Consider the following 24,973-nt stretch of genomic DNA (forward strand, 5'->3'; position numbering starts at 1 on the left):
TCCCCTGGCCCCGGCGCTTGTTCAGGCCAGCGGGCGGAACCGCCGGAGCCGGAGGCTGTTCGAGACCACGAAGACCGAGCTGAAGGCCATTGCGGCGCCGGCCAGCATCGGGTTGAGCAGGCCGGCCGCGGCCAGGGGGAGGGCGGCTACGTTGTAGGCGAAGGCCCAGAAGAGGTTGCCCTTGATCGTGCGCAGTGTGCTGCGGGACAACCGGATGGCGTCCGCGGCCGCGCGCAGGTCGCCCCGCACCAGCGTCAGGTCGCTCGCCTCGATCGCCACGTCCGTACCGGTCCCCATGCTCAGGCCGAGGTCGGCCTGGGCGAGCGCGGCCGCGTCGTTGACGCCGTCGCCGACCATCGCGACCACGCGACCCTCGTCCTGCAGCTTCTTCACCGCGTCGACCTTGCCGGCCGGCAGCACCTCGGCGATCACCTCGTCGATGCCGACCTCGCCGGCCACCTTCGTCGCCACCGCTTCGTTGTCACCGGTCAGCAACACCGGCCGCAGGCCGAGCGCCTTCAAGTCCCGGATCGCCTGTACGGACGTGGGTTTCACGGTGTCCGCGACGACCAGCACAGCTCGTGCCTGCCCGTCCCAGCCGACCGCCACCGCCGTACTGCCCTCGGCCTCGGCGTGCTCCTTCGCGTGCGCGAGATCCTCCGGCAGGTGCTGGCTCCACTCCTCCAGCAACTGCGTCCGTCCGACGAGGACCGCGTGTCCGTCGACGATTCCCTGCACACCGAGGCCCTCGACGTTGCCGAAGTCCTCGACGTCCGGGAGCTTCCCCTCGGCGGCCGCGGCCCGGGCGACCGCCTGCGCGATCGGGTGCTCACTCGAGTGCTCGAGCGCCCCCGCCAACCGCAGTACCTCGGCGCGGTCCTGATCCGGAGCCAGCAGTACGTCGACCAGCTCCATGCGGCCCGTGGTGACGGTGCCTGTCTTGTCCAGTACGACGGTGTCGACCCGCCGCGTGGACTCCAGGACCTCCGGCCCCTTGATCAGGATGCCCAGCTGCGCGCCGCGGCCGGTCCCGACCATCAACGCGGTCGGCGTGGCCAGGCCCAGCGCACACGGGCAGGCGATGATCAGTACGGCGACCGCGGCGGTGAACGCGACCTCCAGCGGCGAACCGTTGCCGAGCCAGAAGCCGAGCGTCGCGAGCGCCAGCCCGATCACGATCGGGACGAAGATCCCGGACACCCTGTCGGCCAGCCGCTGCACCGCGGCCTTCCCGTTCTGCGCGTCCTCGACCAGCCGGGCCATCTGCGCCAGCTGCGTGTCCGCGCCGACCCGGGTCGCCCGCACCACCAGCCGGCCGCCGGCGTTGACTGTCGCGCCGACGACCGCGTCGCCTTCGCCGACCTCGACCGGTACAGACTCACCGGTCAGCATCGACGCGTCGACCGCGCTGTTGCCGGTCACGACCACGCCGTCGGTCGCGATCTTCTCGCCCGGCCGGACGACGAACTCGTCACCCACGACGAGCTGGTCGGTCGGGATCCGGGTCTCGGTCCCGTTTCGCAGGACGGCGACGTCCTTCGCGCCGAGCTCGAGCAGGGCCCGCAGCGCGGCGCCCGAGCGGCGCTTGGCGCGCGCCTCGAAGTACCGGCCGGCCAGGATGAACGTGGTCACCCCGGCCGCGACCTCGAGGTAGATCTCCTCGGCCCCGCTGCCCCGCGAGGGGATCAGCGTGAACGGCATCTTCATACCGGGCTCGCCGGCGGAGCCGAAGAACAGTGCGTACAGCGACCAGAGGAACGCGCTCACCACGCCCAGCGAGATCAGCGTGTCCATCGTGGCGGCGCCGTGCCGCAGGTTGGTCCAGGCGGCCTTGTGGAACGGCCAGGCCGCCCACGTCACCACCGGGAACGCCAGCGTCAGCGACGCCCACTGCCACGAGTCGAACTGCAGCGCCGGGATCATCCCGAACACGATCACCGGCACCGCGAGCACGATGCTCGCGATCAACCGCTCCCGCAGGGGTTTCAGCTCGTCCGGCTCGTCGTCCGTCGGCTCGACCGCCGGCGTCGGGAGACTCGCGGTGTAGCCGGTCTTCTCGACGGTGGCGACCAGGTCGTCGGTCGAGATGCCGTCGGCGTACGTCACCTTCGCCTTCTCGGTGGCGTAGTTGACGGTCGCGGTGACGCCCTCCATCCGGTTCAGTTTCTTCTCCACCCGGGCGGCGCACGAGGCGCACGTCATACCACCGATGATGAGTTCGACGGACTGACCGGGCTCGGTGCTGGTCATGATGAAGTGCCTCCTCTCAGTGGCCGTGCGGCGTCTCGGCGTGCGCCGGGGTCTTGGATGCTGCGCTGGGAACTGCCTTCGGCGGGACGATCGTCGTACCGGTGGCGCCCACCTTCACGGTGAACTCGGCGGTGTGCACCTTGCCCCCGTGCTGGAAGTCCAGGAACAGGCTGTACGTCGCCGCGGTCGGGAACGTCGTACCGAAGGTGATCGACGGTCCGCCCTTCATACCCGGCTCGGCGAGCTCCGCCGGGTGGTTGTGCAGGTAGGCCAGGTCGCCGCCGCGCAGCGAGACCAGGTGCCCGAAGGCGCCCAGGTACGGCTGCAGGTCGGTGACGGGTTTTCCGCCACGGCTCACCGTGAACGTCAGCTCCGACTCCTTGCCGGCGACCGGGGTGCCCTGCAGCGTCACGTCGTACCCGTCGAAGCTGTAGATGCTCGCCGGCTCGGCGACCGGGACCGGGACATACATGCCGACGACGTTCACGTCCGTGCCGAGCGTGATCGTGCTGTCGTGACCGGCCGGCTGGAAGTCGGCGTACAGCCGCCAGGTGCCGCCGGCGGTGAACGTGAACGGGATGCTCCACGTCCCGTCCGCCGCCATCGTCGGGTGCACGTGGTGGAACCCGGACAGGTCCCGCCGCACCACGATCAGGTGCAGGTCCTTCTCGTGCGTCTTGGTGTACTGCGTGACCGGTTTGCCGTCCGGTCCTTGGATCGTGAAGCGCAACTCGGACTTCTCGCCGGACGTGAAGGACGTCCTCGCCGGCGCGAACGTGTAGCCGGCGTCGGACACCGCCAGCCCGGGCAACTGCCCGCCGCCGTCGTGTCCACCGTGTCCCGAGGTCTGCTCCATACCACCCATCTCCTCTCCGTGGGCCGGTGCCGCGGAGGTGTCGTCGGCCGCCGCGATCGGGTCGATCGCGGAACCGATGCCGAACGCCGCCCCGAAGGCGAGCGCCACCGCACCGGCGAACGCGCCGAGCCGGAGCGCGGCGGCCCGGCTCACGACGCCGCCAGTTCGTAGCCCGCCTCGTCGACGGCGTCGCGCACGGCGGCCTCGTCGAGAGCGGACTCACTCGTCACGTGCACCGCGGAGGTGCCGCCCGCGACGAGGTCGATCTTCACGTCCTGGACACCGACGAGCTTGCTGATCTCCTCGGTGACGGACGAAGTGCAGTGGCCGCAGGTCATGCCGGTGACGGAGTAGGTCGTCGTGGTGCTCATATCGATGCTCCTTGCTCGAAACGGGGTGTGATGGGAGAACGTCAGCTGCGGACCAGACGGGCGATCGCGTCGGAGGCTTCCCGGACCTTCTCGTCGGCCTCCGGGCCGCCCCTCTGCGCGGCCTCGACCACGCAGTGCGACAGGTGCTCGTCGAGCAACTCCAGCGAGAAGGACTGCAGCGCCTTCGTGGCCGCCGACACCTGGGTCAGGATGTCGATGCAGTACTTGTCCTCCTCGACCATCCGCTGCAGACCACGAACCTGCCCCTCGATCCGCCGCAGCCGCTTCAGGTGACTGCTCTTCTCGGCGGTGTATCCGTGCACATGCGTCTGCTCGGTGCTCATCTCGCAACCCTCTTCCTGGCCCTCAGCTACCCCTCCGGGGTATCTCCACGCCCAAGAAGTTACCCCCTCCGGGTATCGAATGCAAGCCCTGCGGCAATACCTGTTGGGGGTATCTGTCGGAGGTGGGTCCGGGCGGGGCATCCGGTGAGGGCTGTCCGCCGAGCGCCCTTACCGCCCGGTGAGATTCAACAGGCCAACAGCCCGAGGGACGTGACTGGAACAGCGTCCGGTGGTCTGCCGCTGCTCGTGTTCGCGGCGGCGTTCCGCGACCGGTGGGGGGAGCTGTGGACGAGTTGGTGGTGGTACGGCCCGCTGGCTGCTGATGATCAGCTGCTGGGATGGCCGATTCTTGCCTGGGGACGCATCGGCAAAGTGTTCCAGTTCGTAGCGGGTCTGGTGGTCGTCCTCGATCTGATCGGTCCCGACGCGCTACGGGCTTACGGCAGGCGCGGTCGCCGACGGCTGGAGACGGCGCGCCGGCGCATCACCTACACACGCGACGCGGCACGAGTAGTCGACAAGATCCAGTGGCTCGAGAACCACGTGAAGAAAGACCTTCCAAGGGCGGAGCAGCGCGAGCAAACGCCGCCTTCCGGCGTCAACGACGCCACCTACCAGTTGTTGCTGGACAACATGTTCGAAGCCTTCGACGGGGACGTTGTCTGCCGCTCATGTACTGCCAGCGTCGTGACCAAGACGGGGTGGGTGCAGATCGTCCCGCTTCCTGGTGAGCATCGACTCAAGTGGGATTGCCGGCACGGGCGGACGATCCTCAGTGCGTACGTCGAAGCAGCCGTTGTCGACGACCTGACCAGGAAGGAGAAGGTGGCCTGGCGCTATTCCGGCGGAGGCGGAGTGCAGCGGTGGGCGTTCGGAGGCTCCTGCCTCGGGCTGCTCGTGGGAGTCGGCGGAGCCATGCTGATCCTCAAGTTTCTGATGCCGGTCGTACCGTTTCCGCTCGCAGTGGTGCCGGCGCTTCTGCTCTTCTGGTCAGGTTCGATCTTCGCGCTGCTGACCTCCGAACCCGACCTACGACGCTCCGCCGTGGTCGCGCTGATGTGGCTGTGGGCCCTCGTCCAGCATCTACCGGTCCTCCCAGCGCGGTTCATCACCCATCTCATGGATCGAGCGGAGCCTGCACATCCGCTCCGCTGGGCGGCCGCGTCGTTGTTCATCGCCGGATCACTCCTCGACCTGATCGCGAGTTGACCGCTTCGCGGCAGGTTGCGCGGTCGATGGGCGCCTCCTCAGGCCGGCGGTTGCCAGTGCACTGGCCCGACCCGGACGTCGGGTGTGACCCGTATCCGCGCGGTTGTCGCAGGCTCGCCCCGGACATCTGGTTGCGGTCTGGGAGGGTTGCTCGCGGTTGCCGATCGGGTTCGGTCGTAGGCGGCGCGGCGGACAGGGTCACGCAGGGCGGCGTAGGCGGCGAGGATGTCCTGCAGGCGCTCGTCGGCCGCGTTGTCCGGATCGGACGGCGTCCGGGTGTCGGGATGGAGTTGGCGGACGAGGCTGCGGAAGGCGTGGTCGAGGTCGTCGCCGGTGGCGTCGGGGCTCACGCCGAGGACGCCGTACAGGTCGGGAATCGGTGCCGCGGTCATGGCTGTACTCCGCCGGGGCGCCCTGGCTCGCCGGGGTCCACCGGGTCGTCGAGGTCAACGATGTGGATGCGATGGGCGGGACCGGGGTGCGCCTTGGCGGCGTGGACGGTCAGAACGCCGTGGGTCAGGGTCGCCGTGGTCCGGTCGCCGAGTACCGGGCAGGGAAGGTCGATGACGTGATGCACCGACCCGGTGGGCCGGGTGCGCCGGTGCAGCACGCCGTGATGTTCACGATCAGGGATCCGGCCGCGGACGGTAAGGGAGCGGTCGTTTGCCCACTCCAGGACCACGTCGCCGGCGGTGGCGCCGGGCAGGTCGATGTCGATCACGCATTCGTCGTCGGTTTCCTCGATGTCGACCGCGGGCGTCCACCCGGTCGCCGGTGAGGAGGACATGGAGAGTCTGTGCATGAGCTGGTTCATCCGGCGATGGATGTCGTCGAGGTGCGCGAACGGCTCCGTCGGCAGCCACCGCACCGCATCCTGCCGGCGGGCCACGCGGTCGATCATCACGCTCACCCCCTGCTTGTGGTGAACCTCGAGTACCGGGTCGGATCGGGCCGGGGTGATGCGGCGGCCCGCCGGAGATTACGTCCTTGGAAGGACAGATGGCGGATCGTCGGGTCACCGCCGCTTGGGTCGAGATGTGACTGGGCGGGCGGCCGCATCACCGGGCTTCAATGGCGCTGTCGATTTTCGGTCTGCTCACCTCCTCTGTGCATGCAGGGATTCAGGCAGGTGCTTCGGTGCGGCGGAGGGCCGCGCTGGCGGCCGTGTGGCCGCCGCCGGGGAACGTGGCTGTGTGGCAGGCCCACCCGGCGCGACCATCGGCGTGATGGCCGCTCGGCCCAGGCTCCGACGGATGGACAGGGCCGCCGGGTGGGTGGTTCGCACGGCTCATCCCAGCAGGCGGCGACCAGAGCGTCGAACTCCGCACGCACCAGCTCGTCGTCGCTGAGCACGAGGTCCACGAAGACCTCGGCCTCGTCGACTGTCGGCTGTGTGCCGGTCGCGCTCATCGATCTCACCTCATCGACGAATGCCCGCCGGTGACGGCGGCGTCGGATCGCCGTCACGCGGCTGTGAAGTGCCTGCCAGGTCGGTGGTCAGGCGTCGATCTGCTTCTGGCCGCTCTCGGTGTTCGCGATCGCGATCTTGCGCGGCTTGGCCTGCTCGGCGACCGGAATCTTCAGCGTCAGTACGCCGGCCTCGTAGCTCGCCTCGATGCGGTCGGCGTCCAAGGTGTCGCCGAGGAACAGCTGCCGGGAGAACACCCCGAGCGGCCGCTCGGAAACCTGCATCTCCACGCCCTCGCCGAGCTCGAGCGGGCGCCGCTCGGCCTTCACCGTCAGCACGTTGCGCTCGACATCCAGATCGATCGCGTCCGGGGTGATTCCCGGCAGATCGAAGGACACCACGTACTGGTCGCCTTGGCGGTAGGCGTCCATGGGCATCGGCGTCGGGCGCGACCATGTGCCCGGCGTCTGACTGCCGAAGAACTGCTGGGCAAACCGGTCCAGCTCCCGGAAGGGGTCTGTGCGCATCAACATCGTCCTGCACCTCCTGAAGCGTCGATTCAACGGTGGTGTCAACACGCACTTCTCTTTTAGCATGTCAACGGAAGGATGACAAGGAGGAATTGTCATCCGGTCGATGACACACTGGGCGAAGGAGGTGGCGATGTGAAGGAAGTCCGGACGACGGGGAACAGAGAGCGCGGAGAGAGTATGGAGAGCGCTGAGGGTGCTGAGAGCGCGGAGAGTGCGGAGAGCGCAGGCGGCATGCAGTCTGCGGCGGCCGCTGTCGCTACCGTGGAGGAAGTCGTGCAGGAGCTCACCCGCGACGCGTCTGAGACCCGGCCCGCGGGGTCCGTCGGCGCCACAGACATCCTGGCCGCGCTGAGCAAGCTTCGCGCCCTGCAGGAACAGCTCGCCGCCTGGGAGCCGCTGCTCATTGGCGCGGCCCGCCTCCAAGGCACGAGTTGGGCCGCGATCGCCCCCGCTCTCGGAGTGGGCAGTCGCCAGGCAGCCGAACGCCGCTATCTACGCGTCAACCCGCACAGCGCCGACCCCGCCGGAATGACCGGAGAACAACGGATCCAGGCCGCCCGCGACCGTCGCGCCGGCCAACGCGCGGTCACTCAATGGGCGCACGCCAATGCCGCCGACCTGCGACGGCTGGCCTCGCAGGTCAGCGCGCTCGAGGGACTCGACGCCGCCGCTCAAGAACGCGCCGACGAGATCCACACCGCACTCGGTGACGCGGACACCACTACCCTGCTCGATCCACTGGCACAGGCCGAGCCGCATCTCCAGGAGAACCATCCACGACTGGCCGGGCAGATCGCGGCGATCGGCCAGACCACCGCTCGCTTACGCCACGGTCCAACGACCAACCGAGCAGCCTCCGACCGCGAACGGCCTTAGATCCGGGGACAAGTCCCAGGCAGCCTGGAGCACAGGTGCTTGGCCCCCTCCTGCCGGGGTCAGCCGGTGGCCTGCATCACGGCGTCGCCCAACCCTCCGAGCCTGGCTCACCGACCGGCTGGTGTGGCGTCGTGGACGCGCCTGGCCACTCCGCCTTACCACGTCCGTCTTCACCGCCTCCCCGCCTCATCCACCGCGCTGCCTCCACCCCCAAGCACTTCTGCTGAACAAACCTGGGACGCTGTGCGTCTGCTGAACGACGAGAGGGGTGTGGATGTCCGACGTGGCCGTCAGTACGCGTGGGTTGCGTAAGACGTATCGGACCCGCCGGGGGCGCAAGGTGGTGGCGGTGCAGGGGCTGGATCTTGAGGTGCCGGCTGGGGGTGTGCACGGGTTTCTCGGGCCCAACGGGTCCGGGAAGACGACCTCGATCCGGATGTTGCTGGGGCTGGTGCGGGCCGATGCGGGGACGATGACGGTGTTCGGCGAGCCGGTGCCGGCGCGGTTGCCGGAGGTGGTCGGACGGGTGGGGGCGATTGTCGAGTCGCCGAAGTTCTTCCCGGCGTTCACGGGGGAGAAGAATCTGGAGCTGCTCGCGGAGGCGATCGGTGCGCCGCGCGCGAGGGTCGGCGAGGTGCTCGAGCAGACGTCGCTCGGTGAGCGGGGCGGGGATCGCTTCCGGTCGTACTCGCTGGGGATGAAGCAGCGCCTGGCGATCGCGGCCACGTTGCTCAAGGAGCCGGACCTGCTGATCTTCGACGAGCCGACGAACGGTCTCGATCCGGCGGGTATCCGGGAGATCCGCGAGACCATGCGCGGTCTCGGCGAGCAAGGGAAGACGGTGCTGGTCAGCAGCCACATCCTGGCCGAGGTGGAGCAGGTCGCCGACACCGTGTCGATCATCGGCCACGGCCGGCTGCTCGCGTCCGGCACGGTCGCCGACGTGATCGGCGCCGGTACGGCGGCGGCCGTGAAGGTTGCTGTGGACAACCACGAGGCCGCGACCCGGATCCTGACCGCGTCCGGTATGACGGTGCGCGCCGACGGCAGGTACCTGCTCGTCGAGGGCGCGCCCGACCCGGCCGAGGTGACGCGTCGCCTGGCCCATCAGGAGTTGTACGTGTCCGAGCTGGTCCCGGTCCGCGCCGATCTCGAGTCGGTCTTCCTGGAGCTGACCGAAGGTGAGGGGCTGCGATGATCCGCCTGACCAAGGTCGAGCTTCGGCGGCTGACCGCGCGGCGGTTGACGGTGATCGGTCTCGCCGGCCTGTTCCTGATCACGATCCTGCTGCTGGTGGCCACCTGGTTCGACGCGCGGCCGTTGTCGGCCGCCGAGCAGCAGCGGGCCCAGCAGCAGTTCGAGATCGCGCACCACGAGTGGGTCGAGCACGCCGACGAGACGCGGAAGCAGTGCGAGGCGGACTGGAAGACGCAGCCGGACCCGAAGCCGAAGCTCGAGGACATGTGCGCGTACCCGGAGCCCAGGCTGGAGGATTTCGGTAAGCCGAAGACCGTGTTCAGCCAGATCACGCCGGAGTTGCTGCGGGGCTCGTCGTACTTCCTGGCCTTCGCGGGGTTCCTGATCGGGGCGAGTTTCCTCGGCGCCGAGTTCCGCTCCGGTGCCATCGGCAACTGGTTGACGTTCGAGCCGCGTCGGCTGCGGGTGTACGGCAGCAAGCTGCTCGCCGCCGCGACCGGGTTCGTACCGGTGGCCGCGGTCGTCCTGGCGGTCGTGCTGTTCGGAACGTTCCTGATCGTCGACAAGCTGGGCGACACCGCGGGTACGACGGGGAAGGTCTGGGGCGACCTGGCTGCGATCGGGGGCCGCGCCGTGGTGACGACCGCGCTGGCGGCTGCGCTCGGCTGTGTGGTCGGCCTGTTGCTCCGGCACACCGCCGCCGCGATCGGTGTCGTCATGGCGTACCTGGTGCTCGCCGAGGGCGTGTTCGCCGCGTTCCTGGAGAAGGCCCAGCCGTGGCTGGTGAAGCTCAACTTCGACGCCTTCGTGCGGCATGACACGCAGTACTACGTGACGGAATGCAAGGCCGGCGGCGACGGCAGCTACGCCTGCGACTACGTGCAGAAAACGCTGTCCTTCGAGCATGGCGCGTGGTACCTCGCGGCCCTCACCGCGGTCGTGGTCCTGCTCGGCGCCTGGGTCTTCAACCGCCGCGACGTCAACTAGCCGTCCGCCGCCGCCGTCGTACCGCGCCGATCAGCACGATCCCGAGCGTGGCCACGGCGGCGGCCGCGCCGATCGCGAGCCCGCGGCGCAGCCCCGGCGGCACGAACGTGCAGTCGACTCGGTCCGCCGCACCGGTCAACGGAACAGCCATCAGACCGCCGAAGTTCCGCGGGGTCTGCGGCTTGCCGCCGGCGACCCGGCAGGTCCAGCCGCTGATCTTCGGTACGCCGATGACGGCCCAGCCCTTGCTGTCCGCGGGCAAGGTCGCGTGCAGCGAGTGGCCGCTCGCCTCCACCTCGGTCGCCCCGGTCGCCCGCAACGACTTCACTGCCTTGCGGAGCGCTGCAGGGCTGAGGCAACCGATCGCGTTGCGCGGCGGGATGCCCTGCGGGGCGTCGCCGAAGTTGACCTCGATGAGCACGATGCCGTTGGCCGGCACGGTGCCGAGCCCGACCATCGCGCTGCTGGTGTTGATGCCGGGCCGGCGCGTCGAGCTCAGCTCCCACCAGCGGCCGTCGGCGAGCCGGGCGCGACCGCCGACCCGCGGCATGAACAGGTACGCCGAGCTGCCCGGCGTGCATTTCGCGACCAGCTTGACGTCACCGCTCGCGAACCGCGTGCCCTTGTACTCCGGGACCTCGTACACCTTGCTGCCGAGCAGCCGCTCCTGCGCGGCATACGCGTTCGGGGCGTTGGTGTCGAGCGGCACCGCGGCGTCGAGCCGGCGCCGTACGGTGACCAGCGGCGGCACCGTCGCGCGGCCGATCTCCGGGGCGCCGTCGCCGATCAGCCGCATCCGCGCGCCGACCGAGAAGATCGCGTCCGTCACCGGATTGTCGAGCGTGTGGGCCGCACGGCCGTACCCGGACCAGCCGAAGCCGAGCTCGGTCATCATCTGGTTGACCGAGTGCGGCAGCAGGCTGCTGTACAGGCCGGCGCCCTGCCCGCCGAGCAGGATCGGATCGTTCGGCGTGATCGACGTCCCCGGCTCGGTCCGGTACGCCGGCCACCCGCCGGCGTCGCGCAGCGCGTCGTACCGCGCGGTCTGCTTGTCGTCCCACGGCGCGGCCGACGTGCTGAGCACCTTCGAGCGCTGCACGTCGGTGATCACCGCGGTCCAGGTGGTCTCCACCGCGACGACCGCCAGCAGTACGCCGAACGCCGCTGCGACGGGCCACTTGGTACGGCGGGTTCCCGGGATCCGGCGCAACGTCCAGATGATGCCGAACGCAACCACGGTCAGCGATCCGGACGCGATCAGCACGATCAGCCAGTGCTCGGTCAGCAGCGGGCTTCCCTCGGACAGGACGGCGATCAGCGCCAGCAGGGCCGCCCCGCCCAGCAGAGCGATCGGCCCGGGCAGTTTGTGCGCGACCGAGATCCACGCGACCGCGACGAGCAGGCCGCAGAGCACGAACGCCTCGCGGTACTGGCTGCCGTTCGGGGTGTCGAACGCGTGCCAGAACTCCTGCGTCGGCGCCCAGCGGAACGACCACGCGACGGCGACGATCGTGACGACCCAGATCGCCTTCTCCCGCCACGGGACGAACTTGTTGAACGGCATCGTCAGCGCGAGCAGCAGCGCGATCGTGCCGACGTACAGGCTGGCGGTCCGGCCGACGCCCTCGGACAGCGGCAGCAGCCGGGACAGGAACACGTCGATCGCCGACGCGTGGAAGATCCCCGATGGGGACGGCGTCGCGGCCCGGTTCGTGGTGACGATCGGGAGCAGGACGGGCGCGACCAGCGCCATGCCGAGCACGAACGAGACGCCGTGCCGCACGACCGACCGGAGGCGCAGCGACCAACTCAGGTCGCTGCTGAGCAGCCGGGCGAGCAGGTAGATCCCACCCGCGATCGTTGCCATGTAGGCGGTGTAGAAGTTGGACAGCCAGAAGACGGCCACGACCAGCACACTCAGCAGCCGGTTGGTACGGCGCAGTGACCACTCGGCGACCAGGAAGAACATCGGCAGGGCGATCAGGCCGTCGAGCCACATCGGCACGTAGGATCCGTCGTCGAGTGCCCAGCCGCAGGCGCCGTACGAAACACCCAGGATCGCTGCAACCCAGCGGGGTCCTGGGCGCATCTTCAGAAGTGTGGCGGCCATCGCGGCCGCGGCGAGACTCAGCTTGAGGGTGGTGACGACGTAGACGGCGAGATCGATCTGGTCCCGGGGGAACAGACCCACGAGCAGTGACAATGGGCTGCCGAGATCGACTCCGACGTCCGCGAGGAAGCCGACGCCGAAGGCGCTCTGCCAGTTGAACAGCAGGTCGCCCTGGGCCCGGCCGTGCAGGACGTCCCAGAGGTGGGCGAAGAAAGGGACGTACTGCGTGCCAAGATCGTTGGTACTGCGGGACAGCGAACCGAAGGGAAAGGTACCGCGGATGATTCCGGAGGCGGCGAACACCGCCGCCACCCCGACGGCTGCGACGGCGGCCGGCAGCAACGCCGATCGCCGCCGGACAGTCCCTCCCTCAGCACTGTCCTCGGAAACCATTGGCCGCCCCTTCGTTCCGCTCGCTCGGTCGCCAAAGCTAGCGGGTAGTTCTGGTATGGACAAGAATCGCATCACGGTCGGCGTGCGAGGCGGATGGGGACAACGATGCGGTTGAGTCTGGTGGTGCCGTGTTACAACGAGGTCGAGGTGATCTCGCGGTTCCATCAGGCGCTCAGCCACGAGCTCGCGGGGACCGGGCGGCCGTACGAGATCGTGTATGTCGACGACGGTAGTTCTGATGGGACGCTCGACGCACTCGTCGGGTTGGCAGCGAGCGACGAATCGGTGCGGTACCTGTCGTTCAGCCGGAACTTCGGCAAGGAGGCCGCGATGCTGGCCGGCCTGCGCTACGCGACGGGCGACGCGGTGGTGATCATGGACGCCGACCTGCAACACCCGCCGGAGCTGATCGGCCGGATGCTGGAGGAGTACGAGCGCGGGTTCGACCAGGTGATCGCGCGCCGCAACCGGACCGGCGACCCGGCGAGCCGGACGCTGTTCGCGCGGGCGTACTACTGGCTGATCAACAAATGGGCCGACGTCGAGCTGGTGGACGGCGTCGGCGACTTCCGGCTGCTGTCCCGGCGCGCGGTCGACGGACTGCTCGAGCTGAACGAGTACAACCGGTTCTCGAAGGGCCTGTTCGCCTGGATCGGGTTCGAGTCGATCCTGTTCGAGTACGACAACGTGAAGGCGCCGCCGGACCGCAAGAGCCGGTGGACGTTCCGGCGACTGCTGGAGTACGGGTTCGACGGGCTGCTGTCGTTCAACAGCAAGCCGCTGCGGATGGCGATCTACGTCGGCCTGCTGCTGACCGCGGTCGCCGCCGGGTACGCCGTCTGGGTGCTCGTCGCCGCGATCGTGCGCGGCGTGGACATGCCGGGCTACGTCACGCTGATCGCCGCGATCGTCGGGCTCGGCGGCCTGCAGATGGTGATGCTCGGCGTGATCGGCGAGTACATCGGCCGGATCTACTACGAGACCAAGAAGCGCCCGCACTACCTGCTCAAGCAGACCAACATGAACCCCGCGGACCGGCTGGACCAAAAGCCACCGGCCCCGGGCGGTGGAACCACCCGGGGCCGGTAGGACAGCTACTGCTGAGGATCAGGCGGTGAGCCGCTCCTCGGTGGAGGTCGAGAACAGGTGCAGCTTGTCCGGCACCGCCGCCAGGCGGACCGTCGAGCCCTTCTCGACCGGCATCCGGGCGTCGATCCGCGCCACGATCTGCTGGTGCTCGTTGTTGTGCTCCGCGGTGCCGTACAGGTACGCGTCGGCGCCGAGCTCCTCGACGACGGCGACCTTCACCGGCAGGCCCTCGTCGGCGACCTTGAAGGCCTCCGGGCGAACGCCGACGGTCAGGGTCTTGTCGCTGCCGGCCTTGGCCAGGATGTCGCGGCCGATCGGGATGATGTAGTCCCCGACCTTGGCGCCACCGTCGGCGATGTCGGCGGTGATCAGGTTCATCGCCGGCGAGCCGATGAAGCCCGCGACGAACTTGTTCTTCGGGTTGTCGTACAGGTTCAGCGGGGTGTCGACCTGCTGGAGCAGACCGTCCTTGAGCACCGCGACCCGGTCGCCCATCGTCATGGCCTCGACCTGGTCGTGGGTGACGTAGACGGTGGTGACGCCGAGACGCTGCTGCAGCTCGGCGATCTGGGTACGGGTCTGGACACGCAGCTTGGCGTCGAGGTTCGACAGCGGCTCGTCCATCAGGAAGACCTGCGGGTTACGGACGATCGCGCGGCCCATGGCGACACGCTGGCGCTGACCACCGGACAGGGCCTTCGGCTTGCGGTCGAGGTACTCCTCCAGGCCGAGCAGCTTGGCGGCCTCGCCGACCCGCTTCGCCCGGTCCTCCTTGGAGACACCCTGCATCTTCAGCGCGAAGCCCATGTTGTCCGCGACCGACATGTGCGGGTAGAGCGCGTAGTTCTGGAACACCATCGCGATGTCCCGCTCCTTCGGCGGACGGTGCGTGACGTCGCGGTCGCCGATGTAGATGGAACCCTCGTTGACCTCTTCGAGGCCGGCGAGCATCCGGAGCGAGGTGGACTTGCCGCAACCCGACGGGCCGACGAGCACCATGAACTCGCCGTCCTCGATCTCGAGGTTGAGCTTGTCGACGGCGGGGGTGTCACCACCGGGGTAGATCCGGGTTGCCGCCTTGAACGACACAGTAGCCATGACTGTTCTTTCCCTTCACCGGCAGGAACGTGCCGGACGATCCGAGTAAAGGTTCCCCCGGGCGGGGGAGTCCGCCTATCCTCGCCCGCCCCGGCTAGTCCTGACAAGGTGTACGGCGTGTGACGTGTCCGTTCTGTTCACGTTGTGGACACCTGTGTGCAGCCTGCAAGTTCTTGCAGGATCTTGCTGAAAAGTCAGAGGTGGCTGGGTACAGTGCCGGGCGTGAGCAGCAGAGCACGGCTGGCGGACATCGCGGCCAAGGCGGGGGTCAGTGAGGCGACGGTCTCGCGAGTGCTGAACGGGAAGCCGGGGGTGGCCGACGACACCAAGCAGTCGGTCCTGACTGCCCTCGACGTACTGGGCTTCGAGCGGCCGTCGCGGTTGCGGCGGCGGTCGGCGGGGCTGATCGGGCTGGTGATGCCGGAGCTGATCAACCCGATCTTCCCGGCGTTCGCCCAGGTCATCGAGTCGGCGTTGTCGCAGCGCGGGTACACCCCGGTGCTGTGCACGCAGTCGCCGTCCGGGGCCACGGAGGAGGAGTACGTCGAGATGCTGCTCGAGCGCGGCGTCTCCGGGATCATCTTCGTGTCCGGCCTGCATGCGGACACCGGCGCGGACCACGAGCGGTACCAGTTGCTGGTCGAGCGCCGCTTGCCGGTGGTGTTCGTGAACGGCTGGCTGCCGTCGGTCGAGGCGCCGTTCGTGTCCTCGGACGAGTACGCCGCGATGGAGCTGGCGGTCTCGCACCTGGTAGCTCTCGGGCACCGCCGGATCGGGTTCGCGTCCGGTCCGGAGCGGTTCATCGTCGTCCAGCGGAAGCTGGCCGGGTACCGGACGTCGATGAAGGCCCAGCTGGGGCTGCCGGACGAGGACCTGAACCCGATGGTCGCGCTGAGCATGTTCGGTGTCGAGGGTGGCGAGGCGGCCGGCCGGCAGTTGCTGGACGCCGGCGTGACCGCGGTCGTGTGCGGCTCGGACATGATGGCGCTCGGCGTCATCCGCGCCGCCCGGCAGCGCGGTCTGACCGTGCCCGGGGACGTCTCGGTGGTGGGGTACGACGACGCGCCGATGATGGAGTTCACCGACCCGCCCATGACCACGATCCGCCAGCCTGTGCACGCGATGGGCCTGGCCGCGGTCCAGTCCCTGCTGGAAGAAGTCCGCGGGCACACCACACCTCACACCGAGTTCCTGTTCCGCCCGGAGCTCGTCGTCCGTGGGTCTACCGGCCCGGTCAGAACGGGTATCTGAGCCGTAAGCCGGGGGCCGTCGTCGCGTTGCTGGTGTAGATCTCGGAGAGCTCTGTCGGCGTCAACGCGCGTGTGTAGAGCCTGAAGTCGTCGAGCGCGCCCTTGAGGTTCTGCAGACCGTCCAGGCGCTGCCCCAAGTGGATCTGGAACGGACGCTTGGGGCTGACCGATCCGATGCTGCCCGTAGCGCTGGCTGCTGCCACGCCGTCGACGTACAGGGTGAAGGCGCCGCCTTGGCGGCTCAGGGCGAAGTGGTGCCAGGCCTGGTCGTTGTAGGGCTTCCCGGTTTGCAGGGTGATCGCGGTCTCGCCACTCTGGGCGAGAGCGCGCAGCCGGTTCTTGGACGGTTCCGCGCGGAGCCAGAGCTGGGAGTAGACGTCGCCCTGGTTGTAGGCCCACAGCAGCGGCTGGTCAGCAGTGCTGGCGCCGTACTTGAACCAGCCGGTCCAGGTGAAGTCGCCGCTGCTCACCGCGAGCTGTTCCGCGAACGGGAGCTGCACGTAGTCGTCGGCGCCGTCGAGCGCGACCGCCGTACCGAACTTGCCGGCCACCGGCACCGGTCCGCGCAGGTAGCCGTCGAGGTTGTTGCCGGAGGCATCGGGTGTGGTGGGTACGCCGGCGGTGTTGCCGTCGGGCAGACCGAGGTCGGACTCGGTGAAGGTCGTGAACCAGATGTACCCGTGCGACCAGTTGGCGGCGCGCTCGTAGACGAGACCGACGGTGCTGTCGTTGATCCGGGTCATGTCGGTGTACGCCGCCATGCCGCTGTAGACGACCGTGCCGCCACCGGGGTCGACCCACTCCGTGCCGCCCTTGAAGGTGGAGCGGATCGTGAGGTTCTCCCGGGTCGTCCCTTGGCGGGTCTCCGTGGCGAGCAGCACGCGGTTGTAGCGGTCGCCGCGATCGGTCGCCCTGAGCTCGAGCGTCGACGCCTGCACGGTCGGTACGGCGAGACTCTGCTCCGCGGCGTCGGCGTGGAAGCCGGTGGAGAAGGTCTGTCCGGCATCGCTCGACACGGCCGACGCGACCGTGGACGGGTTGGTGCCGCCTTCGTCGCGGGCAAAGGCGAACAGGGAGCCGTCCGGGCGCTCGAAAACGGACAGCTCCTGGACGCGGAGGGCCGGATCCGCGGAGTTGTCGTGTGCTCCGAGGTGCCACGTCGTACCGCTGTCGTCGCTGTAGACGAGAGCCCCGCCTTTGTGGTCGCCGTCAGTGGTGGAGTAATGCGTGCCGACGACCAACCGGCCGGCGTGCGGTCCGCGTCGCAGTTGGATGCCGTGCGAAGGACCGGTCGCGTAACTGCTCCACTCCGGCAACTTCACGCTGCTGGTGATCTCGCGCGGTGCGCTCCAGGTTGCCCAGTTGTCGTCGCTGTACTGCGCCCACACCGTGTTGTAGTCGCGCGTGGTCAGCAACGTGATCCGGCCGGTGTCGGCGTCGACGATCGCGGCCGGGTTGTGCGCGGTCGAGTCCACACCCGCGTGCACGGCTTGCGGCGCGCTCCAGGTCGCGCCGCCGTCCGTCGAGCGAACCATCACGACGTCGTGCGTGCCGAGGTCGCCACAGGTCGGTTTCCGGCCCTCGGCGAACAGCACGAGCGTGCCGTCGTTCCCGCGCACCAGAGCCGGGATCCGGAAACAGGTGTACCCCGCGGTTCCGGGCGACAGGATCGCCTTTCCCTCCAGACCTGCGCCGTACGCCGGAGCTGTCAGACAGCCCATGACCACCACAAGAAGCGCAAGCACCACCCGGCGGAATCTCATGCGCACCAGTCTTCGCGAGAACCGACGCGAGTCGACGGGTTCTCCGGCGTGTCGTAGTACGTCCTATGTCCTCACATCCAGTGCTCGCAGGTCTTCGTCCGGAAGTCGGTCAGCGACTCGATGTGCCGCTCATTGTCGGTGCCGACCCACACCGTGCCCAGTTGGAGCCGCGCGAGGTCCTGCTCGGCGAACTCCACGTGGCTCGCCGACCAGCTGCTGTCATGCGTCCACCCGTAGATCGTGTACCGCGTGGCCGGATCGCGGCGCGCGAGAGTTCCGATCAGGCGCCACCCGTTCTCACCGGCGGTCAGCGTGAACTGCGAAAACCCGGCGACGGCCGGCGTGACCTCCCAGCGGCCCATGGCCTTGTCCTCGGGCGTCTCCGGCTCGGGACGTGGATCCCGCAGGTACATGCTCGCTCCGTCGATGTGGCCCTCGCACATCTGGACGACGATCAACGGCTGACCTTGGGCGTCGACTGTCACGCCGACGATCCCGCCCGGAGGCACCCCGCAGCCGGTCAGTGTCGACGTACCGACGACTGCCGCGGCCGCGGCCCCAGCCCATCTCCGCATGGTTCAGAGTAAAAGCTCCGGCCCGGTGCCGTCCCCTGCCGGGCGGCTCCGGGCCGGAGGACTCGGGGGACTACTTGGAGGTGTGGAAGGCCGCGGTGCCGGCGGCGGCGAAGCCGTTGGCCCAGAGTTGGTTGACCTTCGAGCGCTCGGTCGAGTCCGGGTAGGGGTTGGTGCAGGACGGGCCGGGCCCGCCGCCCGACATCAGCTCGGAGCAGGGGCCGGAGTAGTGGTCGGGCAGGCCGAGGACGTGGCCGGTCTCGTGGGCGACGATGCGGGTCTTGTCGTACTGCTGGGACTGCGCGTAGTCGATGAAGATGTACCCGCTGCCGTGCCCGTCGGTGGACGCGTACGAACCGCGCGGGTCGTTGCCCTCGGTGTAGTAGAAGTCGTAGTTGCTGCCTTCGACGAGCTTCACGCTGCTCACCGACGAGTTCCAGATCTGCGTGCTGGAGGAGATCTGCGACGCGAACGTCGGCGCGTCGACGGCGTACGTGACGGTCACAGCGGTGACCTTGCGGCCGGCCTTCGCCTGCTGCGCCAGCTTGGCCCGCGCGGACTTCATGACGGCGTCGTAGAACGCCTTGGTGGCGGCTTCGTCCTGCGGGGAACCGACGTAGGCCGCCCGGGTGGCGGCGGTAGAGACAGCGGAGACGGTGTGGTCGGTGGCCGGCGCGGCAGTCGAGGGGGACGCTGCCAACGCGGGCACGGCCAGCGCGGCGGCGGCGAGCCCCGCGAAGCTGGTCAGGATACGGCGATGCGACATGGAGGGCCTCACTCCGAATCGGTGGCGGATAGCGACGGGTGGATCACCGATCGCTACCAACGGATGCTGCCAAGACTCACCGGATTTCGCATCGGATCGCGGAAAACCCTCGGGTTAACCCGCGAACCGGGCCGATCGTTCTATGCCGCCCATAGCTTTGTGGTTATGGGGCGTCGTGGGTGTCCAGGAAGCTGCGCAGGTCCCCCGCGACCCGGTCCGGGTACTCGCCGTTGACCGCGTGCGACGCGTCCGGGTAGAACGCGACGGTCTTCGTACGCAACGCACGCTCAGCGGTACTGCGGGCCTTCGCCGGGTCGTGCATCACCGAACGCCCGGCGATGATCGCGAGCACCGGCATCGGCAGCCCGGCCAGTTGCTCCTCGGTGATCCGGTGCGGCTGTGGCTGGCGCATCGTGTAGTTCTTCATGCCGGACTCGATCATGTCGGCCACCGGCACGTGCTCGACCGGCTTGCCGCCGGCGGTGTAGGAGTTGAAACTGTCCCGCCACGAGCGCGGCAGCCACTTCACCGTGGCCGGCAGTGAGCGGATCACGACCGCGAGTGGCAATCCGTCGTACACGTAGACCGCGTCCAGGGTGGTGACCGTCGCGATCCGGTCGGGGCGCCGGACGGCGAGGTTCATCGCGGTCCAGCCGCCGATGGACAGGCCGAGGAGGTTGAATCGCTGCTCCGGCAGGGCCGCCAGCGTCTGGTCCAGCCAGGCGGCCTTGTCGGCGTCGGAGGTGATCGGCTTGCCCTGGATGCTCATCCCGGGTTCGCCGAGCAGGTCGATCGCGTAGACGTCGGTGATCGCGAGCAGCGATTTCAGGTTGGCGGCCCACACCGGCGTGCCCGACGAGGTTCCGGGCAGCAGCACCAGGGGATGCCGGTACCCCTTGGCACCCGCGAACCGGTACACGCGGACGACGCCGTACTCGGTGCGAAGGTCGTGTGCCGCTGCCGGAGCAGGCACGTCCCGCATCGCCGCGTCGTACTTCGCGAGGTAGTCGTCGTACCCGGCAGCGCTGTTCCAGTGACCGACCGGATTCTTGGGCATCGGCGTCTCCTAACCAGTTGGTAGGTAATCCCACCCTACGGTAAGTTGAGGCCATGCCTTCAGCGCGCGGCCGGAACCTCACGTTCACCGAGGAGGCCCGCCGGGCGCAGCTGGTCGATGTCACGATCGAGCTGGTCGCCGATCGCGGGTACGCCGCGGCGTCGCTCGGGCGGATCGCGGAGAGCGCCGGGATCACGAAGGCCGGCGTGCTGTACCACTTCCCGTCGAGGCAGGCCCTGGTCGAGGCTGCCTATCAGCACGTCCTGTCGGCGCTGGTGGCGACGGTCGGCGCGGCCGTCGACGCGGCGGGCCCGGCGGACGGCCCATCGGCGTACATCCGGTCGATGGTCGGGCACCTCCGGGAGCGGCCGCGGCACGTGCGGATGCTCATCGAGGCGATGACGTCGGTCGCGCCGTTGACCGATTCGACGGCGCGCTGGTCCGCGGTCGCGGACCTGCTGTCCGCGGCCCGTGCTGCCCGGGGGTTGACGGAGCCGATGGATCTGCGGTCCGCCGCGCTGCTGATCGGCGGCGGGATCGACGCGATCGTGGCCGAGTCCCTCGCCGATCCGGCGTACGACGCAGCGGCCGCCGCCGAGCTGCTGGTCGACGTGGTGGAGCGTGGGTTCCTGAGTTAGGGCATGTCTGGATTATCAGACATGCCCTAGGCCTCGCCGGGGATGCCGACGTTGAGCAGGCGGGCGCCGGGTCCGCGGGTGGAGAGGCGGTCCTCCTTGTTGTAGAGGTTGCAGCGCTGGAGGCTGAGGCAGCCGCACCCGATACAGGAGTCGAGGTCGTCACGGAGCCGTTCGAGCTCGGAGATCCGCTCGTCCAGACGGCTGCGCCAGGACTTCGAGAGCTTGCTCCAGTCGGCGCGCGTCGGCGTCCGGTCCTCGGGGAGCGAGTCCAGCGCCTGTTTGATCTCGGCGAGCGCGAGACCGACCCGCTGCGCCGCCTGCACGAACGCGATCCGCCGCAGCGTGCTGCGCTGGTACTGCCGCTGGTTGCCGGCCGTCCGCCGGGACGCGATCAAGCCCTGATCCTCGTAGAACCGTAACGCCGACGCCGCCACCCCGGACCGCTGCGCGATCTCCCCGATCGAGAGCCAATGCTCTTTGCTGGGGACGTTCTCCTCTCCCATACCGCCACCCTAGGACGGCATTCCAAAAACTCAACCACGCTTGAACTGTGGGGCGACGGGTGCCGAGAGCACCAGTTGGGCAGGTGGTCTGGTCCGCGGCGGGTGGTCGGGGCGGTCGTCACGATCGGTTATACTTTTCTGGTGTCGGTGCGCGCGTCGCGTCACCAGAGATGTTCCCAGGCGCTCCGACCCGTCGGTTTCAGCATCCGGCTGAAGATCCCGGCGACATGGGTGCAACGCGATAGCACCCGCAGGTCGATGCCCGTCTCCTGCTGAAGTACGTAGCTTGTCCGGTCATGTTTCGTGACCGGCGCTCACGTGCGGCTGCGATCCGGCGCCAATCGTCCGTGAATCCGAGAGAGAGTTTGCGTGACCCAGCACCACCAGCACGACCCCGAGTCCGCCGACGGGCGGATCAAGAAGCCCCGGCACAAGAAGCACCAGAACCAGTCGTACGGCGAGCGGATGGCCGCGGATGCGACGTACGACGCACCGCGCGCGGACCGTGCGCCGGTGAAGGGCTACCGCACCGAGCAGCCCCGCCCCGACCGCGGCCAGCGAAACCGCGACGACCGTCCGTACAACCGCGACGACCGTCCGCAGTACAACCGTGACGAGCGTCCGCGCTTCAACCGGGACGACCGTCCGCAGTACAACCGCGATGAGCGTCCGCGCTTCAACCGGGACGACCGTCCGCAGTACAACCGTGACGAGCGTCCGCGCTTCAACCGGGACGACCGTCCGCAGTACAACCGCGATGAGCGTCCGCGCTTCAACCGCGATGACCGTCCGCAGTACAACCGTGACGAGCGTCCGCGCTTCAACCGCGACGACCGTCCGCAGTACAACCGCGACGAGCGTTCGTCGTACCGGCGGGACGACCGTTCGCAGGGTGAGCGGACCGACCGGCCGCGGTTCAACCGGGACGAGCGGCCGCGGTTCGACCGCGATGACCGTCCGCAGTACAACCGGGACAACCGGGACAACCGGTCGCAGTACAGCCGGGAGGACCGGCCCCGTTTCGAGCGGGACGACAAGAGCTATCGGAGGGACGAGCGAGTGCAGCGGGACGACCGGCGGAGCGAGCGGGCGGAGCAGCCGGTGGACCTCGGTACTGTTGCCGAGGACAACCAGTTTGCCGCGCTCGGGCTGGCGCCGCGGCTCGTGCAGCGGCTGGCCCGGGACGGGATCACCGCGCCGTTCCCGATCCAGGCCGCGACCATCCCGGACGCGCTGGCCGGCAAGGACGTGCTCGGCCGCGGTCAGACCGGTTCCGGCAAGACGCTCGGCTTCGGTCTGCCGACGCTGATGCGGCTGGCCGGCGGCCGGACCGAGTCGCGCCGTCCGCGCGGCATGATCCTGGTGCCGACCCGTGAGCTCGCGATGCAGGTGCACGACGCCCTCGAGCCGCTCGCGCACGTGATGAACGTGTCGCTGAAGCTGATCGCCGGCGGCCTGCCGTACCCGAAGCAGATCGAGTCGCTGCGCCGCGGCGTCGACCTGCTGATCGCCACCCCGGGCCGCCTGATCGACCTGTGCGAGCAGGGCGCGGCGGACCTCGGCGCGGTCGAGATCTCGGTCCTCGACGAGGCCGACCACATGTGCGACATGGGCTTCATGCCGGCCGTGACCACGCTGCTCGACATGACCCCGCCCGAGGGCCAGCGGCTGCTGTTCTCCGCGACCTTGGACAACGACGTCGACACGATCGTGAAGACGTACCTGAAGGACCCGGTGCAGCACTCGACCGAGTCCGGCCAGGCGACCGTCACGACGATGGAGCACCACCTGCTCGTCATCGAGCCGGCGCACAAGCAGTCGCTGACCGCGGAGCTGGCCAGCCGTGACGGCCGGACGATCGTGTTCGTCCGCACCAAGCTGGGCGCCGACCGGATCGCGACGCAGCTGCGCGACCGTGGCGTGATGGCCGCGGCCCTGCACGGCGGCCTCACGCAGGGGATGCGGAACCGGACGCTCGAGCAGTTCAAGGACGGCTCTGTTCCGGTGCTCGTGGCCACGGATGTCGCGGCCCGCGGTATCCACGTCGACGACGTCGGCCTGGTCGTCCAGGCCGATCCGCCCGCCGAGCACAAGGACTACCTGCACCGCGCCGGTCGTACGGCGCGCGCCGGGGGCAAGGGTGCCGTCGTCACGCTGGTTCTGCCGCACCAGCGCCGCGGGATGATCCGGATGGCCGAGACGGCCGGCGTGAAGGCCGAGCCCGTTCGGGCCCGTCCGGGCGACGAGCTGGTCACCGAGCTGACCGGCGGCAGCAAGCCTTCTGGCTATCCGGTCAAGCTCCCGGCGCCGAAGCCGCAGCGTTTCAGCAAGGGCGGCAAGCGGTTCGGCAGCAGCCGCCCCGGTCGCGGCCACGACAGCCGTGGCGGCAGCGGCCCGCGCCGCAGTAACGGTGGCCCCCGTCGGACCGACGGAAAGTCCTACCAGCACTAAGGAACGTAGGGCTGAGACCCACAAATGGTGGGCTGAGACAGGCAATGACCTGTCTCAGCCCACCATTTCTTGTTTCAGGTCAGGACGGCCCAGAGGCGGGCGAGGATCATAGCGATCTCTTCGGTGTCGAGTGGGACGAGCTCCAGCATGAGTTCGCCTTCGGCCATGCGGTCGGTCATCACGTAGATCGGTGGTGTGCCGGCTTCCAGCTCGGTGGCGACGCGTTTCGCGTCCGGGACCGTCAGCTGGACCCTGGACACCTGCAGGCCGGTGGGATCCTGCACCGCCACGGCAGTGATGCCGGGGATCCGCGAGGCCGCGTCGACGAACGCGTCCACCTTGGCGAGCTCGTCGGCCTCCCACTTCACCCGGTCGAACGCCTGCCACTCCTCGAGGGCCGCGAGAACGCCGACGATCGCCTCCTTCGTCGGCTTCATCACCCGCCCGATGCCCTTCTCCTGGGCCCGCAGCGCCTGCACCAGGCTCCAGCTCCCGGCCGCCAGCCCGGCGGTCGGCGAGCCGAGGTACTTCTGCCCGCTCACCAGCACCAGGTCCGCACCCGTCGCGAGCAGGTCCGCGATCCGCGGGAACTGCGCGGCGCCGTCGATGATCGCCGGTACGCCGCGGCGGTGCGCGGCCCGGATCGCGGCGACCAGGTCGATCGGCTCGCCGCGCGTCAACCGCGACGACACCAGCATCAGGCAGGCGACGTCCGGGCCGTCGAGCTCGGCCTCCAGATCGTCGATCGTGCAGCCGTCCTCGGCGCCGGCCAGGTCGACCTGCGCGCCGGCCAGCCGGAGGCCTTGCAGGTTGGAATGCCCGTAGTCGATGACGTGGCAGGCCGGCAGTACGACGCGGTTGTGCATGTCCGTTGCGTCCGGCAACGCCGCCGTACGCCGGGGGTCGCCGCCGGTCATCGTGGCCGCGGCGGCGAGCGTGACACCGGCCGCGGTGCAGTGCACGACGGCGCCGGCCTGGGCGCCGGTCACCTGCGCGATGGCCTCACTGGCCCGGTCGCCGAGCTCGTCCATGTCGAAGAACTCGGGCAACGCCTGGGCGACCGCCGCCGCCACCCCGTCGGGGCTCCTCGACACCCCCAGCGGGGTGTACGTCCCTTTGGCGTTGATCACCACACTCAACCGATAACGATCGTGGATGCTCATGGTGTTGCCGAGCGTAGTGGTCACGGACAGCAATTGGCGAGAGGCCGAGAGCAGTCAAGATCTTGACCCGAAGCTACTCGTGAGTCATT

At 69.0% G+C, this 24,973-nt stretch carries 23 protein-coding genes; 8 read left to right on the top strand and 15 right to left on the bottom strand.

All coding sequences use genetic code 11. The annotated features are described in order from the left end of the window. Positions 1–21: 21 nt before the first annotated feature. Genes ABZX12_RS22345 through ABZX12_RS22360 form a run of 4 tightly spaced genes read right to left on the bottom strand, consistent with a single transcriptional unit; the run spans position 22 to position 3,800 of the window. On the bottom strand, positions 22–2,250 hold the full coding sequence (locus ABZX12_RS22345) for a heavy metal translocating P-type ATPase (protein ID WP_355695867.1): 2,229 nt from the start codon (positions 2,248–2,250) through the stop codon (positions 22–24). A 16-nt stretch (positions 2,251–2,266) separates the two neighbouring features. Continuing rightward, positions 2,267–3,259 (bottom strand): hypothetical protein, encoded by a 993-nt coding sequence (locus ABZX12_RS22350; protein WP_355695869.1) that lies wholly within the window; start codon positions 3,257–3,259, stop codon positions 2,267–2,269. Next, complete coding sequence (locus ABZX12_RS22355) at positions 3,256–3,477, bottom strand: heavy-metal-associated domain-containing protein (RefSeq protein ID WP_355695871.1); 222 nt, start codon at positions 3,475–3,477, stop codon at positions 3,256–3,258. The genes ABZX12_RS22350 and ABZX12_RS22355 overlap by 4 nt, the downstream gene beginning before the upstream one ends. 41 nt (positions 3,478–3,518) lie before the next feature. Further along, positions 3,519–3,800, bottom strand: coding sequence for a metal-sensitive transcriptional regulator (locus ABZX12_RS22360; RefSeq protein WP_355696401.1), 282 nt, complete (start codon positions 3,798–3,800; stop codon positions 3,519–3,521). Positions 3,801–4,067: 267 nt separating this feature from the next. On the opposite strand from ABZX12_RS22360, the gene ABZX12_RS22365 reads away from it, so the two are divergent. Beyond that, a complete protein-coding gene (locus ABZX12_RS22365) occupies positions 4,068–5,030 on the top strand; it encodes a hypothetical protein (protein WP_355695873.1) in 963 nt (320 codons plus the stop codon). Between the two features lie 38 nt (positions 5,031–5,068). Here the strand turns inward: ABZX12_RS22365 and ABZX12_RS22370 are convergent, their stop codons facing one another. The 3 genes from ABZX12_RS22370 to ABZX12_RS22380 form a co-directional block, all read right to left on the bottom strand. After that, positions 5,069–5,422 (bottom strand): J domain-containing protein, encoded by a 354-nt coding sequence (locus tag ABZX12_RS22370; protein WP_355695875.1) that lies wholly within the window; start codon positions 5,420–5,422, stop codon positions 5,069–5,071. After that, complete coding sequence (locus ABZX12_RS22375) at positions 5,419–5,931, bottom strand: Hsp20/alpha crystallin family protein (RefSeq protein WP_355695876.1); 513 nt, start codon at positions 5,929–5,931, stop codon at positions 5,419–5,421. The genes ABZX12_RS22370 and ABZX12_RS22375 overlap by 4 nt, the downstream gene beginning before the upstream one ends. Before the next feature lie 596 nt (positions 5,932–6,527). Continuing rightward, complete coding sequence (locus tag ABZX12_RS22380) at positions 6,528–6,971, bottom strand: Hsp20/alpha crystallin family protein (protein WP_355695878.1); 444 nt, start codon at positions 6,969–6,971, stop codon at positions 6,528–6,530. A gap of 177 nt (positions 6,972–7,148) precedes the next feature. Here ABZX12_RS22380 and ABZX12_RS22385 point away from each other — a divergent pair, with 177 nt between their 5' ends. From ABZX12_RS22385 to ABZX12_RS22395, 3 genes are all read left to right on the top strand, one after another. Then, positions 7,149–7,847: a hypothetical protein gene (locus ABZX12_RS22385; protein ID WP_355695880.1), complete on the top strand. Its 699-nt coding sequence runs from the start codon at positions 7,149–7,151 to the stop codon at positions 7,845–7,847. Positions 7,848–8,121: 274 nt separating this feature from the next. Then, positions 8,122–9,045 (top strand): ATP-binding cassette domain-containing protein, encoded by a 924-nt coding sequence (locus ABZX12_RS22390; protein WP_355695882.1) that lies wholly within the window; start codon positions 8,122–8,124, stop codon positions 9,043–9,045. Continuing rightward, complete coding sequence (locus ABZX12_RS22395; protein WP_355695884.1) at positions 9,042–10,031, top strand: ABC transporter permease subunit; 990 nt, start codon at positions 9,042–9,044, stop codon at positions 10,029–10,031. The genes ABZX12_RS22390 and ABZX12_RS22395 overlap by 4 nt, the downstream gene beginning before the upstream one ends. Here ABZX12_RS22395 and ABZX12_RS22400 read toward each other — a convergent pair. Beyond that, positions 10,024–12,534 (bottom strand): YfhO family protein, encoded by a 2,511-nt coding sequence (locus ABZX12_RS22400; protein ID WP_355695886.1) that lies wholly within the window; start codon positions 12,532–12,534, stop codon positions 10,024–10,026. The two genes, ABZX12_RS22395 and ABZX12_RS22400, sit on opposite strands and share 8 nt — an antisense overlap. A 105-nt stretch (positions 12,535–12,639) precedes the next feature. Here ABZX12_RS22400 and ABZX12_RS22405 point away from each other — a divergent pair, with 105 nt between their 5' ends. Further along, complete coding sequence (locus ABZX12_RS22405; RefSeq protein WP_355695888.1) at positions 12,640–13,623, top strand: glycosyltransferase family 2 protein; 984 nt, start codon at positions 12,640–12,642, stop codon at positions 13,621–13,623. A gap of 18 nt (positions 13,624–13,641) precedes the next feature. Here the strand turns inward: ABZX12_RS22405 and ugpC are convergent, their stop codons facing one another. After that, complete coding sequence (gene ugpC / locus ABZX12_RS22410; protein WP_355695889.1) at positions 13,642–14,721, bottom strand: sn-glycerol-3-phosphate ABC transporter ATP-binding protein UgpC; 1,080 nt, start codon at positions 14,719–14,721, stop codon at positions 13,642–13,644. Between the two features lie 222 nt (positions 14,722–14,943). Here ugpC and ABZX12_RS22415 point away from each other — a divergent pair, with 222 nt between their 5' ends. Beyond that, positions 14,944–15,972, top strand: coding sequence for a LacI family DNA-binding transcriptional regulator (locus ABZX12_RS22415; RefSeq protein WP_355695891.1), 1,029 nt, complete (start codon positions 14,944–14,946; stop codon positions 15,970–15,972). On the opposite strand, the gene ABZX12_RS22420 is transcribed toward ABZX12_RS22415, so the two are convergent. From ABZX12_RS22420 to ABZX12_RS22435, 4 genes are all read right to left on the bottom strand, one after another. Next, a complete protein-coding gene (locus tag ABZX12_RS22420; RefSeq protein WP_355695893.1) occupies positions 15,956–17,734 on the bottom strand; it encodes a sialidase family protein in 1,779 nt (592 codons plus the stop codon). The two genes, ABZX12_RS22415 and ABZX12_RS22420, sit on opposite strands and share 17 nt — an antisense overlap. Before the next feature lie 71 nt (positions 17,735–17,805). Next, positions 17,806–18,309: a hypothetical protein gene (locus ABZX12_RS22425; RefSeq protein WP_355695895.1), complete on the bottom strand. Its 504-nt coding sequence runs from the start codon at positions 18,307–18,309 to the stop codon at positions 17,806–17,808. A 70-nt stretch (positions 18,310–18,379) separates the two neighbouring features. Continuing rightward, complete coding sequence (gene snpA / locus ABZX12_RS22430; RefSeq protein ID WP_355695897.1) at positions 18,380–19,072, bottom strand: snapalysin; 693 nt, start codon at positions 19,070–19,072, stop codon at positions 18,380–18,382. Positions 19,073–19,235: 163 nt separating this feature from the next. Continuing rightward, the gene (locus ABZX12_RS22435) at positions 19,236–20,129 is read right to left on the bottom strand and encodes an alpha/beta hydrolase (protein ID WP_355695899.1); all 894 of its coding nucleotides are present in this window, start codon (positions 20,127–20,129) and stop codon (positions 19,236–19,238) included. A 53-nt stretch (positions 20,130–20,182) separates the two neighbouring features. On the opposite strand from ABZX12_RS22435, the gene ABZX12_RS22440 reads away from it, so the two are divergent. Continuing rightward, positions 20,183–20,767, top strand: a complete 585-nt coding sequence (locus tag ABZX12_RS22440) for a TetR family transcriptional regulator (protein ID WP_355695900.1) — start codon at positions 20,183–20,185, stop codon at positions 20,765–20,767. Positions 20,768–20,793: 26 nt separating this feature from the next. Here the strand turns inward: ABZX12_RS22440 and soxR are convergent, their stop codons facing one another. Continuing rightward, the gene (gene soxR, locus ABZX12_RS22445) at positions 20,794–21,270 is read right to left on the bottom strand and encodes a redox-sensitive transcriptional activator SoxR (protein WP_355695902.1); all 477 of its coding nucleotides are present in this window, start codon (positions 21,268–21,270) and stop codon (positions 20,794–20,796) included. A gap of 369 nt (positions 21,271–21,639) precedes the next feature. Here soxR and ABZX12_RS22450 point away from each other — a divergent pair, with 369 nt between their 5' ends. Then, positions 21,640–23,721 (top strand): DEAD/DEAH box helicase, encoded by a 2,082-nt coding sequence (locus ABZX12_RS22450; protein WP_355695904.1) that lies wholly within the window; start codon positions 21,640–21,642, stop codon positions 23,719–23,721. A 74-nt stretch (positions 23,722–23,795) separates the two neighbouring features. Here ABZX12_RS22450 and ABZX12_RS22455 read toward each other — a convergent pair whose 3' ends face one another. Further along, entirely contained in the window at positions 23,796–24,884 is a 1,089-nt protein-coding gene (locus tag ABZX12_RS22455; protein WP_355695906.1) for an aminotransferase class V-fold PLP-dependent enzyme, read from the bottom strand. Positions 24,885–24,973 lie beyond the last annotated feature (89 nt).

The organism is Kribbella sp. NPDC003505 (genome assembly GCF_040610875.1).
Classification (GTDB): Bacteria; Actinomycetota; Actinomycetes; order Propionibacteriales; family Kribbellaceae; genus Kribbella.